Origin of the sequence: Phytobacter sp. SCO41 (assembly GCF_003073275.1) — a bacterium.
GTDB classification, from domain to species: domain Bacteria; phylum Pseudomonadota; class Gammaproteobacteria; order Enterobacterales; family Enterobacteriaceae; genus Phytobacter; species Phytobacter diazotrophicus.
Genome location: NZ_CP027225.1, coordinates 1662336 through 1676557 on the forward strand (window position 1 = coordinate 1662336; position 14222 = coordinate 1676557).

Below are 14222 nucleotides of genomic sequence, written 5' to 3' on the forward strand. Positions count from 1 at the left end.
GGAAATCCTCTGGGTCTCGCACGTCGTGTAGCGGCATTGCAGGTATGCCTGGCAGCGAGATTATGGCACACTTAAAAGCTTAACTCCCGTTCTCTAACCGGTACTGTAACGTGAAAATCCTTGTTGATGAAAATATGCCCTACGCCGGCGATTTGTTCCGTCGTCTGGGTGAGGTAAAAGCTGTGCCTGGTCGTCCCATTCCGGCTGCGGAATTGGCGGATGCGGATGCGCTGATGGTGCGTTCCGTGACGAAGGTGAATGAAGCGCTGCTCAGCGGTACGCCGATTAAATTCGTGGGTACGGCAACGGCGGGTACCGATCACGTTGACGAGCAATGGTTGCAGCAGGCGGGGATCGGTTTTTCTGCCGCTCCGGGGTGTAATGCCATTGCGGTTGTGGAATATGTTTTCTCATCCCTGATGCTGTTGGCCGAACGTGACGGTTTCGATCTGCGCGACCGCACCGTCGGGATTGTCGGAGTGGGTAATGTCGGCGGTCGTCTGCAGGCGCGCCTGGAAGCCTGGGGGGTTCGCACATTGCTGTGCGATCCGCCGCGTGCCGACCGTGGCGATGAGGGTGATTTTCTGCCGCTCGACGCCCTGGTGCGCGAAGCTGATGTGCTGACCTTCCACACGCCGCTGTTTAAAGACGGGCCGTACAAAAGCTGGCATCTGGCGGATGAAGAGGTAATTAGCCGCCTGAAACCTGGCGCTATTCTGATTAATGCCTGCCGGGGCCCGGTGGTGGATAACGCCGCCCTGTTGCGTCGTCTGGAGGCAGATCAGCCGCTGAGCGTTATCCTTGACGTCTGGGAACCGGAGCCGGATCTCGACGTGGCGCTGCTGGCAAAAGTGGATATCGGTACTGCGCATATCGCTGGCTACACGCTGGAAGGGAAAGCACGTGGCACAACACAGGTGTTCGAAGCGTTTAGCGATTTTATCGGCAAACGTCAGCAGGTTGCGCTGGATACGCTGCTGCCTGCGCCGGAGTTCGGTCGCATTACGCTGCACGGCCCGCTCGATCAGTCGATCCTAAAAAGACTCATTCATTTGGTGTATGATGTGCGCCGCGACGATGCACTGCTGCGAAAAGTGGCGGGCATCCCGGGTGAGTTCGACAAGCTGCGTAAAAATTATCTTGAGCGTCGGGAATGGTCATCGCTGTATGTGCAGTGTGATGACGACCAGGCGGCTACACTGCTGCAAAAGCTGGGTTTCAACGCTGTCCATCACCCAATTCGTTAATGTCATCTTAATGCTACCTGCCGGATACTCCGGCGGGTACGCTTTTTTCTGGAGTAAATCACCATGTCTGAAGGCTGGAATATTGCCGTACTGGGCGCGACAGGCGCTGTCGGAGAAGCCTTACTCGAAACGCTTGCGGAGCGTGAGTTCCCGGTGGGCGATTTGTATGCGCTGGCGCGTAATGAAAGCGCCGGTGAGACGCTGCGTTTTGGCGGAAAAACCGTACGCGTTCAGGATGTTGCGGAATTTGACTGGACGCAGGCGCAACTGGCGTTCTTTGTCGCCGGCGCTCAGGCGACGGCTGAGAATATTGAAGAAGCCACCAACGCCGGCTGTCTGGTGATTGACACCAGCGGTCTGTTCGCGCTGGAGCCGGATGTGCCGCTGGTTGTGCCAGAGGTGAACCCGTTTGTCCTGGCCGATTACCGCAATCGTAATCTCATTGCCGTGCCGGATAGCCTGACCAGCCAGTTGCTGATCGCGCTGAAACCGCTGATCGACGAAGGTGGCCTGTCACGTATTGGTGTGACCAGTCTGCTCTCCGTGTCGGCGCAGGGCAAACCGGCGGTGGATGCCCTTGCCGGGCAAAGTGCGAAGTTGCTCAACGGCATTCCGATCGATGAGGACGACTTCTTTGGACGGCAACTGGCGTTCAACATGCTGCCTATTCTGCCGGACCGTGAAGGTGCGGTTCTGGAAGAGCGTCGTCTGGTGGACCAGGTGCGTAAAATTCTGCAGGACGACGGGCTGATGATATCCGCGAACTGCGTCCGCGCGCCGGTCTTTTATGGCCACGCGCAGATGGTCAGCTTCGAAGCGCTGCGTCCACTGGCGGCAGAAGAGGCCCGTGATGCGTTTGCCCGCGGTGAAGATATTGTGCTGTCCGAAGAGAATGAATTCCCGACCCAGGTTGGCGATGCTTCCGGTAGCGCTCATCTCTCTGTCAGTTGCGTACGTAACGATTATGGCCTGCCTGAACAGATTCAGTTCTGGTCGGTGGCAGATAACGTACGTTTTGGTGGGGCGCTGATGGCGGTGAAAATCGCTGAGAAACTGGTACAGGAGTACCTGTACTAATGTCAGACGTTGTTGAACAACCGCTGTTGAAAATTGCGCTCGGTATTGAGTACGACGGCAGTAAGTATTACGGCTGGCAGCGTCAGCAAGAAGTACGCAGCGTGCAGGAAAAACTGGAAAAAGCGTTGTCGCAGGTCGCCAATGAGCCGGTGACGGTTTTTTGTGCCGGGCGTACCGATGCCGGTGTGCATGCCACAGGGCAGGTGGTCCATTTTGAGACTCGCGCGGTACGTAAAGACGCGGCCTGGACCCTGGGCGTAAATGCGAATTTACCTGGAGACATCGCGGTACGTTGGGTGAAAGATGTGCCCGATGATTTCCACGCGCGGTTTAGCGCGACAGCGCGTCGTTATCGCTACGTTATCTACAATCATCGTTTACGCCCGGCGGTACTGAACCAGGGGGTGACGCATTATCACCTGCCCCTTGATGCGGAGCGCATGCAGCGTGCGGCGCAATGTCTGCTGGGTGAAAATGATTTTACCTCGTTTCGCGCGGTACAGTGCCAGTCGCGCACGCCGTGGCGCAACATGATGCACATTAACGTTCAGCGTTATGGTGCGTATGTGGTGGTGGATATCAAAGCGAATGCCTTTGTACATCATATGGTGAGAAACATTGTCGGTAGCCTGATGGAAGTGGGTGCCAACAACCAGCCGGAGAGCTGGATAGCAGAGCTACTGGCGGCTAAGGACAGAACGCTGGCGGCAGCAACGGCGAGAGCAGAAGGGTTGTATCTGGTGTCGGTCGATTACCCGGACCGTTTCAACTTACCCCGCCCGCCAATGGGTCCGCTGTTTCTCGCGGACTAGTCGCAATCAACCAAGGCATAGACAATATGGACGTAATTCGCTTTCTTATTGATTTCATTCTGCACATTGATGTTCATCTGGCGGAGCTGGTCGCGCAATACGGTATCTGGGTATACGCGATCCTGTTTCTGATTTTGTTCTGCGAAACCGGGCTTGTGGTCACGCCGTTTTTACCGGGGGATTCGCTGCTGTTCGTCGCGGGCGCGCTGGCCTCACTGCCCACGAACGATATCAACGTTCACGTTATGGTGATGCTGATGCTTGTTGCGGCCATTCTCGGCGATGCGGTGAATTACACGATAGGGCGCCTGTTCGGCGACAAGCTATTTAGCAACCCGAACTCGAAAGTGTTCCGTCGCAGCTATCTCGATAAAACCCATCAGTTTTATGAGAAACACGGTGGCAAAACCATTATTCTTGCCCGCTTTATCCCCATTGTGCGGACGTTCGCGCCTTTCGTTGCCGGGATGGGGCATATGTCCTACCGTCATTTCGCGGCGTTCAACGTGATCGGGGCGCTGTTATGGGTGCTACTGTTTACTTATGCTGGCTACTTCTTCGGTACGCTGCCGATGGTGCAGGAAAATCTTAAGTTACTGATTGTCGCGATCATCGTGGTGTCTATACTTCCTGGGGTGATTGAGATCATTCGCCACCGTCGAGCGGCAGCGCGACAGGCAAAATAAGATGTCTATGGCGGTTCGACCACTTTTTTATCCCAAGTTGCGAACTGTTATGTTTTAATGTGCCCCATTTATGGGCTACCAGGTTCATGTATAAAGGTTATCAATGAGCTGGATTGAACGAATCAAAAGCAATATTACCCCCACCCGTAAGGCGAGCATCCCTGAGGGCGTGTGGACGAAATGCGATAGCTGCGGCCAGGTACTGTATCGTGCCGAGCTGGAGCGTAACCTTGAGGTCTGCCCGAAGTGTGACCACCATATGCGCATGACTGCGCGTAACCGCCTGCATACATTGCTGGACGAAGGTTCACTGGTGGAACTGGGTAGCGAACTCGAGCCGAAAGACGTGCTCAAGTTCCGTGACTCCAAAAAATACAAAGACCGTCTGGCGACGGCACAGAAAGAGACCGGCGAAAAAGATGCGCTGGTGGTAATGAAAGGCACGCTGCATGGTATGCCGGTTGTCGCGGCAGCGTTTGAATTCGCCTTTATGGGCGGCTCAATGGGCTCTGTCGTGGGTGCGCGTTTTGTTCGCGCCGTTGAGCAGGCGCTGGAAGACAACTGTCCGTTGATCTGTTTCTCCGCCTCGGGTGGTGCACGTATGCAGGAAGCGCTGATGTCGCTGATGCAGATGGCGAAAACCTCCGCAGCGCTGGCGAAGATGCAAGAGCGCGGCCTGCCGTATATCTCTGTACTGACTGACCCAACCATGGGCGGCGTTTCCGCGAGTTTTGCGATGCTGGGCGATCTGAATATTGCCGAGCCGAAAGCGCTCATTGGTTTTGCCGGCCCGCGCGTTATTGAGCAGACCGTACGTGAAAAACTGCCGCCGGGATTCCAGCGCAGTGAATTCCTGATTGAAAAAGGGGCGATCGACATGATCGTTCGTCGTCCGGAAATGCGCCTGAAACTGGCCAGCATCCTGGCGAAGCTGACCAATCAGCCAGCACCGAGCCCGGATGCGCCGCGTGAAAGCGTGGTGGTGCCCCCGGTGCCCGATCAGGAAGCCGAGGCCTGATAATACCGAAGGGCAGGGCCATCACGGCGCTGCCCTTTTGCTTTTTACATCGTCAAACATCCTACGGGCATCATGGAAAATAATCGCATTTTGCAAGCCACGTCGCCCCTGGCCGCGTGGCTTTCTTATCTGGAAAACCTGCACAGCAAAACCATTGACCTGGGACTTGAGCGCGTAAGCCAGGTTGCAGCGCGTCTTGATGTTTTGCGACCGGCGCCGTTTGTCTTTACCGTTGCGGGAACCAATGGTAAAGGCACGACTTGCCGTACCCTCGAATCCATTCTCCTGGCGGCCGGATATCGTGTGGGTGTCTACAGTTCGCCGCATCTTATCCGTTATACCGAGCGCGTCCGCGTACAGGGCGAGGAACTGACGGAACTCGACCACACCCGTTCTTTTGCCGAAATTGAAGCGGTGCGCGGTGAAACATCATTAACCTATTTTGAATACGGTACGCTGTCGGCGCTGTGGCTGTTTAAACAGGCGAAGCTGGACGTTGTTATCCTCGAAGTGGGACTGGGCGGGCGTCTTGACGCCACCAATATGGTCGATGCGGATGTTGCCGTGGTAACCAGCATTGCGCTTGATCATACCGACTGGCTGGGGCCAGACAGAGAAAGTATCGGTCGCGAAAAAGCGGGCGTCTTCCGGGGCGGTAAACCGGCGGTAGTCGGCGAAAGCGATATGCCGTATACCATCGGCGAGGTGGCTGTGGAAAAAGGCGCTCTGCTGATGCGCCGGGGCGTAGACTGGCAGTATGAAGTAGAGCAGGGCCAGTGGCGTTTTCGCGACGGCCAGGGTGAGTTGAGCGGTTTACCGCTGCCGCAGGTACCGCAGCCAAATGCCGCAACGGCGCTTGCAGCACTGCGGGCCAGTGGGCTGGCGGTGAGCGAGCAGGCTATTCGTGACGGTATCGCCAGCGCAATTTTGCCTGGTCGCTTTCAGATTGTGGCTGAAAACCCACGTCTTATTCTGGATGTGGCGCATAATCCTCATGCGGCGGCTTACCTTGCCGGGCGGCTGGCGGCAGAGCCTAAGCGCGGTCGCGTGCTGGCGGTCATCGGCATGCTGCATGATAAAGACATCGCCGGAACGCTCGCCTGTCTGGAGCCTGTGGTCGATAGCTGGTATTGTGCCCCTCTGGAGGGGCCACGCGGTGCGACGGCAGAACAGTTGATGGCGCACTTACCGCAAGGGAAGGCGTATCAACACGTTGCGCAGGCCTGGCAGGCAGCGATGGCGGAGGCCACAGCAGAAGATACCGTGCTGGTGTGTGGTTCATTCCATACGGTGGCACATGTCATGGAAGCGATGGAAGCGGGGAGAACCGGTGGCAAGTAAGTTTCAGAACCGTTTGATGGGAACCATTGTGCTGGTTGCGCTCGGGGTGATTATTCTGCCCGGGCTGCTGGACGGGCAAAAAAAGCATTATCAGGATGAGTTCGCCGCCATTCCTCTGGTACCCAAACCCGGCGATCGTGATGAGCCGGATATGATGCCAGCGGCCACGCAGGCGCTCCCGGCTCAGCCGCCGGAAGGGGCAGCGGAAGAGGTCCAGGCTGGCGAGGCGGCAGCGCCGTCGCTGGATGCCTCCCGGCGGGCTGTCAGTGGGGCGACGACGCCGGATGTCACGACGCAACCCGTCGCGCCGAAGCAGGTTGAACAGCCAAAACCGGTTGAGAAGCCCAAGCCACAGCCACAGAAACCCGCAGAACAGGTGGCGGCAACGCCGCCTGCGGATCAGCCGCCCGCGGCGGATAAGTCTGCGCCAGTGGGTAAAGCCTGGGTGGTACAACTGGGTGCGCTTAAGAACGCTGACAAAGTTAATGAAATTGTCGGTAAACTGCGCGGTGCAGGTTATCGCGTTTATACTGCGCCCACTACGCCAGTACAGGGTAAAATCACCCGCATCCTGGTCGGTCCGGATGCATCAAAAGATAAACTCAAGGGGTCGCTTGAGGAGCTTAAGCAACTGTCAGGCTTGAGCGGTGTGGTAATGGGGTATAGCGCGAACTAGCGTGCGTTTTGTTCCCCCTCACCCTAACCCTCTCCCCAAAGGGGGCGAGGGGATGGTTTGCTCCCTCTCCCTTTAGGGAGAGGGCCGGGGTGAGGGTATAAATACGAATTCAAAAACACGCCCGAAGAGGCTAAAGATCCGATGGCGTTGAATATTTTTTCAGCGCCATTTTTATTTACGCGCGGGAAGGAAATCCCTACGCAAACGTTTTCTTTTTCTGTTAGAATGCGCCCCGAACTGGATGACAGGGCGTAAATCGTGGGACATATATGGTCTGGATTGATTACGCCATCATCGCGGTGATTGGTTTTTCCTGTCTGGTTAGCCTCATCCGCGGCTTTGTTCGTGAAGCGTTATCACTGGTGACATGGGGTTGTGCTTTCTTTGTTGCCAGTCATTACTACACTTACCTGTCAGTCTGGTTTACGGGCTTTGAAGACGAACTGGTACGCAATGGGATATCCATCGCCATCCTGTTCATCGCGACGCTGATTGTTGGCGCTATCGTCAATTACGTGATAGGTCAACTTGTGGAGAAAACCGGCCTGTCGGGTACAGACAGGGTGTTGGGGATCTGTTTTGGCGCGCTACGCGGGGTGCTAATTGTCGCCGCCATTCTGTTCTTTCTCGATACCTTTACGGGCCTGTCAAAAAGCGAAGACTGGCAGAAGTCGCAGCTTATCCCGCAATTCAGTTTCATCATCAGATGGTTCTTTGACTATCTGCAAAGTTCGTCAAGTTTCTTGCCCAGAGCGTAATCGCTCTGAGATGTGGCTTAACGAGGAAAAGACGTATGTGCGGTATTGTCGGTATCGCCGGTGTTATGCCGGTCAACCAGTCGATTTATGACGCGTTAACGGTGCTTCAGCACCGTGGTCAGGATGCCGCTGGCATCATCACGATCGATGCAAATAATTGTTTCCGTCTGCGCAAAGCAAATGGTCTGGTCAACGATGTTTTCGAAGCCCGCCATATGCAGCGTCTTCAGGGCAACATGGGTATCGGCCATGTGCGTTACCCAACCGCTGGCAGCTCCAGCGCCTCCGAGGCTCAGCCTTTTTACGTTAACTCCCCTTACGGCATCACGCTTGCCCATAACGGCAACCTGACCAATGCCCATGAGCTGCGTAAAAAGCTGTTTGAAGAAAAACGCCGCCACATCAACACCACGTCTGATTCCGAAATCCTGCTGAATATTTTCGCCAGCGAGCTGGATAATTTCCGCCATTATCCGCTGGAAGCAGACAACATTTTCGCCGCTGTCGCCGCGACCAACCGCCAGATCCGTGGCGCGTATGCATGTGTTGCGATGATCATCGGCCACGGTATGGTTGCTTTCCGCGACCCGAACGGTATTCGTCCACTGGTACTGGGTAAACGCGATATTGGTGACGGTCGCACTGAGTACATGGTGGCGTCAGAAAGCGTGGCGCTCGATACGCTGGGCTTTGAATTCCTGCGCGATATCGCGCCGGGCGAAGCCGTCTACATCACCGAAAAAGGCCAGTTGTTTACCCGCCAGTGTGCGGATAATCCGGTCAGCAACCCGTGCCTGTTCGAATACGTCTATTTTGCGCGTCCGGACTCCTTCATCGACAAAATCTCCGTCTACAGCGCGCGTGTCAATATGGGCACCAAGCTTGGCGAGAAGATTGCGCGTGAATGGGAAGATCTGGATATCGACGTGGTTATTCCCATCCCGGAAACCTCCTGCGATATCGCGCTGGAAATCGCCCGCATTCTTGGCAAGCCGTACCGTCAGGGTTTTGTGAAAAACCGCTACGTTGGCCGTACCTTTATCATGCCGGGTCAGCAACTGCGTCGTAAATCCGTCCGCCGTAAGCTGAACGCGAACCGCGCTGAGTTCCGCGATAAAAACGTGCTGCTGGTGGATGACTCCATCGTACGTGGTACCACTTCTGAGCAGATTATTGAGATGGCCCGTGAAGCCGGGGCGAAGAAAGTGTACCTCGCCTCTGCGGCGCCGGAAATTCGTTTCCCGAACGTCTACGGTATCGATATGCCGACCGCGAACGAACTGATTGCACATGGTCGTGAAGTGGATGAGATTCGCCAGATCATCGGCGCTGATGGCCTGATTTTCCAGGATCTGACCGATCTGATCGACGCTGTACGCGCGGAAAACCCGGATATCCAGCAGTTCGAGTGCTCAGTCTTTAATGGCATCTATGTCACCAAAGACGTGGATCAGGGGTATCTCGACTACCTCGACTCGCTGCGTAACGACGATGCGAAAGCCGTGCAGATGCAGAACGATCTCGAAAGCTTAGAGATGCACAACGAAGGGTAATCGACCCGTTTTCGCCCTCTCCGCCCGGAGGGGGCGCTCATCAGTTGCAACTGTTGGCATAATCCGGCAAAGTCTGCCTCAGTGTAGATAAAGGCGACGGATATGAAACGACTCATTGTGGGGATCTCAGGGGCCAGCGGCGCGATTTACGGCGTGCGCTTGTTGCAGGTATTACGCGACGTGGCGGACATTGAAACCCATCTGGTGATGAGCCCGGCCGCGCGCCAGACCCTCTCTCTCGAAACCGATTTTTCTCTGCGTGATGTTCAGGCTATGGCGGATGTAGTGCATGACGCCCGCGATATCGCTGCTAACATCTCTTCCGGCTCATTTAAGACCGCAGGCATGGTCGTATTGCCCTGTTCGATAAAAACGCTCTCTGGCATTGTGCACAGCTATACAGACGGCCTGCTGACGCGTGCGGCGGATGTGGTGTTAAAAGAGCGTCGCCCGCTGGTGCTGTGCGTGCGTGAAACACCGTTGCATTTAGGCCATCTGCGTTTGATGACGCAGGCCGCAGAACTGGGGGTTGTTATCATGCCGCCGGTCCCCGCGTTTTACCATGCGCCGAAAACGCTGGATGACATTATTAACCAGACCGTGAACCGCGTTCTGGATCAATTTGATATCGCTCTGCCGGAAGATCTGTTCATCCGCTGGCAGGGGGGAAATGCCTCCAGATAGTGCGCATCATTGCCCGATGCCCTTTTTTAGGGCATTTTTGCAATCGCGATCATATCCTCAACATTTAATTCCTTTTTTCCCCTGTTAACACTCCGGTTCGTTCGGCGGACCTGCTATCTTTCACCATTAAGGTCAATTTGCAACGTTTCATTAACAAATTTAACGCTGTTGTTTTTCAGCGCTAAAAATCTGGCATAAGACGTGCAAGTAAACTCGCAGCAACACACAACACAACGCAGCACAAAATAAAATCAGAATACTTGAGGGTAATGTATGAAGAAGACGGTTATTGCTCTGTCTTTACTGCTGGGCCTGTCCGCAGCATCCAGTGTTTACGCAGCGCTTCCCCAGACTGTACGCATCGGTACTGATGCGACATACGCACCTTTCTCTTCCAAAGATGCGAAAGGGAATTTTGTCGGTTTTGACATCGATCTCGGTAATGAGATGTGTACCCGCATCAAGGTCAAATGTACCTGGGTTGGCAGCGATTTTGACGCGCTCATCCCGTCTCTGAAAGCGAAGAAAATCGATGCGATTATCTCCTCTCTCTCCATTACCGAAAAACGTCAGCAGGAGATTGCTTTCTCCGACAAACTCTATGCTGCTGATTCCCGTCTGATCGCCAAAAAAGGCTCGCCGATCGTGCCGACGCTGGACTCTCTGAAAGGCAAACACGTAGGGGTTCTGCAGGGGTCTACGCAAGAAGGTTATGCGAATGACAACTGGCGCACTAAGGGTATCGATGTGGTGGCCTACCAGAACCAGGATCTGATCTACTCTGATCTCGCCGCAGGCCGTCTGGATGCTGCATTCCAGGACGAAGTGGCTGCCAGCGAAGGCTTCCTGAAACAGCCTGCCGGTAAAGATTTTGCGTTCGCCGGTCCGTCCGTTAAAGATAAAAAATACTTTGGCGACGGCACCGGGATTGGTCTGCGTAAAGACGATACCGAGCTGAAAGCGGCCTTCGACAAAGCCTTTGCTGAAATTCGTAAAGACGGTACCTACGATAAGCTCGCGAAGAAATATTTCGACTTTAACGTCTACGGCGAGTAAAGCAGCTGTTTTTGGGATAAACGATGCGCCATTTTGGTTTTCCAGAATGGTGCATAAATACGTGTGATGTTTAAAGTTGGTGCGTCTGATGCACCGAAATGGCGCAACGCTGCATAGTTAAGCAAAAACCATGCAAAAAAAGCCGGCAGGCGGGCAGAATGCTTTGCCTTGCCGTGCCATATAATGGCACGATAGCGACACCGTATTCTTCTAATAAATCCCTTAGGAAAGACAGTCTGTTGAGGATAATTATGAAAAAATTGGTGTTATCACTTTCTCTGGTGCTCGCTATCTCCAGCGTTTCAAGCGCATTCGCAGCCATTCCGCAAAAACTCCGCATCGGTACTGACCCAACTTATGCTCCTTTCGAATCAAAGAATTCGCAGGGCGAATTGGTTGGTTTTGACATCGATCTGGCGAAAGAGCTGTGTACGCGTATCAAAACCCAGTGTGTCTTTATTGAAAACCCACTGGACGCGCTGATTCCTTCGCTTAAAGCGAAAAAAATCGACGCCATCATGTCATCTCTCTCAATTACTGAAAAACGCCAACAGGAAATTTCGTTCACCGACAAGCTGTATGCAGCGGATTCTCGTCTGGTTGTGGCGAAAGACTCCGACATCGTTCCCGATCTCGCGAAGCTGAAAGGCAAACGCATTGGCGTATTGCAGGGCACCACGCAGGAAACGTACGGTAATGTTCACTGGGCACCGCAGGGTATTGAAATCGTCTCCTACCAGGGACAGGACAATATCTACTCTGACCTGACCGCAGGCCGTATTGATGCTGCGTTTCAGGATGAAGTGGCCGCCAGCGAAGGTTTCCTGAAAACGGCGATGGGTAAAGACTACAAATTTGGCGGTCCGTCTATTAAAGACGAGAAGCTGTTTGGCGTCGGCACCGGTATGGGGATTCGTAAAGACGATAACGAACTGCGTGAAGCGCTGAATAAAGCCTTCGCGGAAATGCGTGCAGACGGAACTTACGAAAAACTGGCGAAAAAGTACTTTGATTTTGATGTTTATGGTGGTTAATTCCACGCGTGTTTAACGTGCGACCCCTTCCGCCCGGAAGGGGAAGAGACGCGGCAGACACGAATACGACAGGACAGGCTGCATGCTGTATGGTTTTTCTCAAGTTATCTTTCATGGTGCCCTTGTCACGCTGGAACTGGCTATCAGTTCCGTGGTGCTGGCGGTACTGATTGGCCTGGCCGGTGCGGGCGCAAAGCTCTCTAAAAACCGTCCGTTAGCGCTGGTTTTTGAAGGCTACACCACATTGATTCGCGGCGTGCCCGATCTGGTGCTGATGCTGCTGATTTTTTACGGATTGCAAATAGCCCTCAACACGCTGACCGATGCGATGGGTATGGAGCAACTCGATATTGATCCTATGGTGGCGGGTATTATCACCCTGGGGTTTATTTATGGTGCCTATTTCACCGAAACCTTCCGTGGCGCTTATATGGCGGTGCCGAAAGGGCATATCGAGGCTGCCACCGCGTTTGGTTTCACCAACTCACAGACCTTTCGCCGTATTTTGTTTCCGGCCATGATGCGCTTCGCATTGCCGGGGATTGGCAACAACTGGCAGGTTATTCTCAAAGCGACGGCGTTAGTGTCGTTATTGGGGCTGGAAGATGTGGTGAAAGCCACGCAGCTCGCCGGGAAAAGTACCTGGGAGCCGTTCTACTTTGCCGTCGTATGCGGCCTGATTTATCTGGTGTTTACCACCGTTTCTAATGGCGTACTGCTTCTTCTCGAACGTCGCTACTCCGTAGGTGTGAAGAGGGCTGACCTGTGATCGAGATTATTCAGGAGTACTGGAAATCGCTGTTGTGGACCGATGGTTACCGCTTCACCGGGGTGGCTATTACCCTGTGGCTGTTGATCTCTTCGGTGGTGATGGGCGGCGTCATGGCGGTGTTTCTGGCCATTGGTCGCGTCTCCAGCAACAAATACATTCAATTTCCCATCTGGCTGTTCACGTATATTTTTCGCGGCACGCCGCTCTATGTACAGTTGCTGGTGTTTTACTCGGGCATGTATACGCTGGAAATCGTGAAGGGAACGGAACTGCTCAACGCGTTTTTCCGCAGCGGCCTCAATTGTACGGTGCTGGCGTTAACGCTCAATACCTGTGCTTACACCACCGAGATTTTCGCCGGGGCGATCCGTTCGGTACCGGCCGGGGAAATTGAAGCCGCCCGCGCCTATGGTTTCTCGTCGGTGAAAATGTATCGCTGCATTATCCTGCCGTCGGCGCTGCGCATTGCGCTGCCTGCCTACAGCAATGAAGTGATTTTGATGCTCCACTCTACCGCGCTGGCTTTTACCGCGACGGTGCCGGATCTGCTCAAAATCGCCCGTGATATTAACTCCGCGACCTACCAGCCGTTTACCGCGTTTGGTATGGCGGCAGTACTGTATTTGATCATCTCTTATGTGCTGATTAGCCTGTTCCGCAAGGCGGAAAAACGCTGGCTGCAGCATATAAAACCTTCTTCGACGCACTGAGAACATCATGTCTGACAATAAATTAAACGTTATCGATTTACATAAACGCTACGGCGAGCATGAGGTGTTGAAAGGGGTGTCGCTGCAGGCTAACGCCGGGGATGTGATCAGCATTATTGGTTCGTCCGGCTCCGGTAAAAGTACCTTTCTGCGCTGCATAAACTTTCTTGAGAAGCCAAGTGAAGGAACGATCATCGTCAATGGCGAGAACATCAACCTGGTGCGCGATAAAGACGGTCAATTGCGGGTAGCGGATAAACAGCAACTGCGTTTGTTGCGTACCCGCCTGACAATGGTATTTCAGCATTTCAACCTGTGGAGCCACATGACGGTTCTGGAAAACGTAATGGAAGCGCCAATCCAGGTGCTGGGGCTGAGCAAACAGGAGGCCCGCGAGCGTGCGGTGAAATACCTGGCAAAAGTGGGTATTGATGGTGTTCAGCAGGCGAAATACCCGGTGCATCTCTCTGGCGGTCAGCAGCAGCGCGTCTCTATTGCCCGTGCGCTGGCAATGGAACCGGAAGTCTTGCTGTTTGACGAACCTACTTCCGCGCTGGACCCGGAGCTGGTGGGCGAAGTGCTGCGCATCATGCAGCAACTGGCGGAAGAGGGAAAAACCATGGTGGTGGTGACGCATGAAATGGGCTTTGCCCGCCATGTGTCCACCCATGTGATTTTCCTGCATCAGGGCAAAATTGAAGAAGAGGGCGCACCGGATGAGCTGTTTGGCAATCCGAAAAGCCCACGTCTGCAGCAGTTCCTCAAAGGTTCACTCAAGTAATCCTCGGGCTACCGGCG

15 protein-coding genes are annotated in these 14222 nt (G+C 54.3%); all 15 read left to right on the top strand.

Features of this window, described 5'->3' with window-relative positions:
* The first annotated feature begins 110 nt into the window (after nucleotides 1-110).
* The 15 genes from pdxB (at nucleotide 111) to hisP (ending at nucleotide 14205) form a co-directional block, all read left to right on the top strand.
* Nucleotides 111-1247, top strand: coding sequence for a 4-phosphoerythronate dehydrogenase PdxB (pdxB, locus tag C5523_RS08050; protein ID WP_108700910.1), 1137 nt, complete (start codon nucleotides 111-113; stop codon nucleotides 1245-1247).
* A gap of 63 nt (nucleotides 1248-1310) precedes the next feature.
* Entirely contained in the window at nucleotides 1311-2324 is a 1014-nt protein-coding gene (locus C5523_RS08055) for an aspartate-semialdehyde dehydrogenase (RefSeq protein WP_071196201.1), read from the top strand.
* Nucleotides 2324-3136, top strand: coding sequence for a tRNA pseudouridine(38-40) synthase TruA (gene truA / locus C5523_RS08060; RefSeq protein ID WP_039079846.1), 813 nt, complete (start codon nucleotides 2324-2326; stop codon nucleotides 3134-3136). Before C5523_RS08055 ends, truA begins: the two co-directional genes overlap by 1 nt.
* A gap of 26 nt (nucleotides 3137-3162) precedes the next feature.
* Entirely contained in the window at nucleotides 3163-3822 is a 660-nt protein-coding gene (locus C5523_RS08065) for a DedA family protein (RefSeq protein WP_039079847.1), read from the top strand.
* A gap of 103 nt (nucleotides 3823-3925) precedes the next feature.
* A complete protein-coding gene (accD, locus tag C5523_RS08070) occupies nucleotides 3926-4840 on the top strand; it encodes an acetyl-CoA carboxylase, carboxyltransferase subunit beta (protein WP_039079848.1) in 915 nt (304 codons plus the stop codon).
* Nucleotides 4841-4912: 72 nt separating this feature from the next.
* Nucleotides 4913-6181: a bifunctional tetrahydrofolate synthase/dihydrofolate synthase gene (gene folC / locus C5523_RS08075; RefSeq protein ID WP_108700911.1), complete on the top strand. Its 1269-nt coding sequence runs from the start codon at nucleotides 4913-4915 to the stop codon at nucleotides 6179-6181.
* Nucleotides 6171-6857, top strand: a complete 687-nt coding sequence (gene dedD, locus C5523_RS08080) for a cell division protein DedD (protein WP_071196205.1) — start codon at nucleotides 6171-6173, stop codon at nucleotides 6855-6857. Before folC ends, dedD begins: the two co-directional genes overlap by 11 nt.
* A 269-nt stretch (nucleotides 6858-7126) precedes the next feature.
* Nucleotides 7127-7615, top strand: a complete 489-nt coding sequence (cvpA, locus tag C5523_RS08085; protein WP_039079851.1) for a colicin V production protein — start codon at nucleotides 7127-7129, stop codon at nucleotides 7613-7615.
* A 35-nt stretch (nucleotides 7616-7650) separates the two neighbouring features.
* The gene (gene purF / locus C5523_RS08090; protein ID WP_039079852.1) at nucleotides 7651-9168 is read left to right on the top strand and encodes an amidophosphoribosyltransferase; all 1518 of its coding nucleotides are present in this window, start codon (nucleotides 7651-7653) and stop codon (nucleotides 9166-9168) included.
* A 102-nt stretch (nucleotides 9169-9270) separates the two neighbouring features.
* Nucleotides 9271-9852, top strand: a complete 582-nt coding sequence (locus C5523_RS08095; protein WP_108700912.1) for a UbiX family flavin prenyltransferase — start codon at nucleotides 9271-9273, stop codon at nucleotides 9850-9852.
* 273 nt (nucleotides 9853-10125) lie between these two features.
* A complete protein-coding gene (gene argT, locus C5523_RS08100) occupies nucleotides 10126-10908 on the top strand; it encodes a lysine/arginine/ornithine ABC transporter substrate-binding protein ArgT (protein WP_039079854.1) in 783 nt (260 codons plus the stop codon).
* A 251-nt stretch (nucleotides 10909-11159) separates the two neighbouring features.
* The gene (gene hisJ, locus C5523_RS08105; protein ID WP_039079855.1) at nucleotides 11160-11942 is read left to right on the top strand and encodes a histidine ABC transporter substrate-binding protein HisJ; all 783 of its coding nucleotides are present in this window, start codon (nucleotides 11160-11162) and stop codon (nucleotides 11940-11942) included.
* Between the two features lie 82 nt (nucleotides 11943-12024).
* Nucleotides 12025-12711 carry a histidine ABC transporter permease HisQ gene (locus tag C5523_RS08110; RefSeq protein ID WP_039079856.1) on the top strand — a complete coding sequence of 229 codons (687 nt, stop codon included), beginning with the start codon at nucleotides 12025-12027 and terminating at the stop codon, nucleotides 12709-12711.
* Nucleotides 12708-13424 carry an ABC transporter permease gene (locus tag C5523_RS08115; protein ID WP_039079857.1) on the top strand — a complete coding sequence of 239 codons (717 nt, stop codon included), beginning with the start codon at nucleotides 12708-12710 and terminating at the stop codon, nucleotides 13422-13424. The genes C5523_RS08110 and C5523_RS08115 overlap by 4 nt, the downstream gene beginning before the upstream one ends.
* A gap of 7 nt (nucleotides 13425-13431) precedes the next feature.
* Nucleotides 13432-14205 (top strand): histidine ABC transporter ATP-binding protein HisP, encoded by a 774-nt coding sequence (gene hisP, locus C5523_RS08120; RefSeq protein WP_039079858.1) that lies wholly within the window; start codon nucleotides 13432-13434, stop codon nucleotides 14203-14205.
* Nucleotides 14206-14222 lie beyond the last annotated feature (17 nt).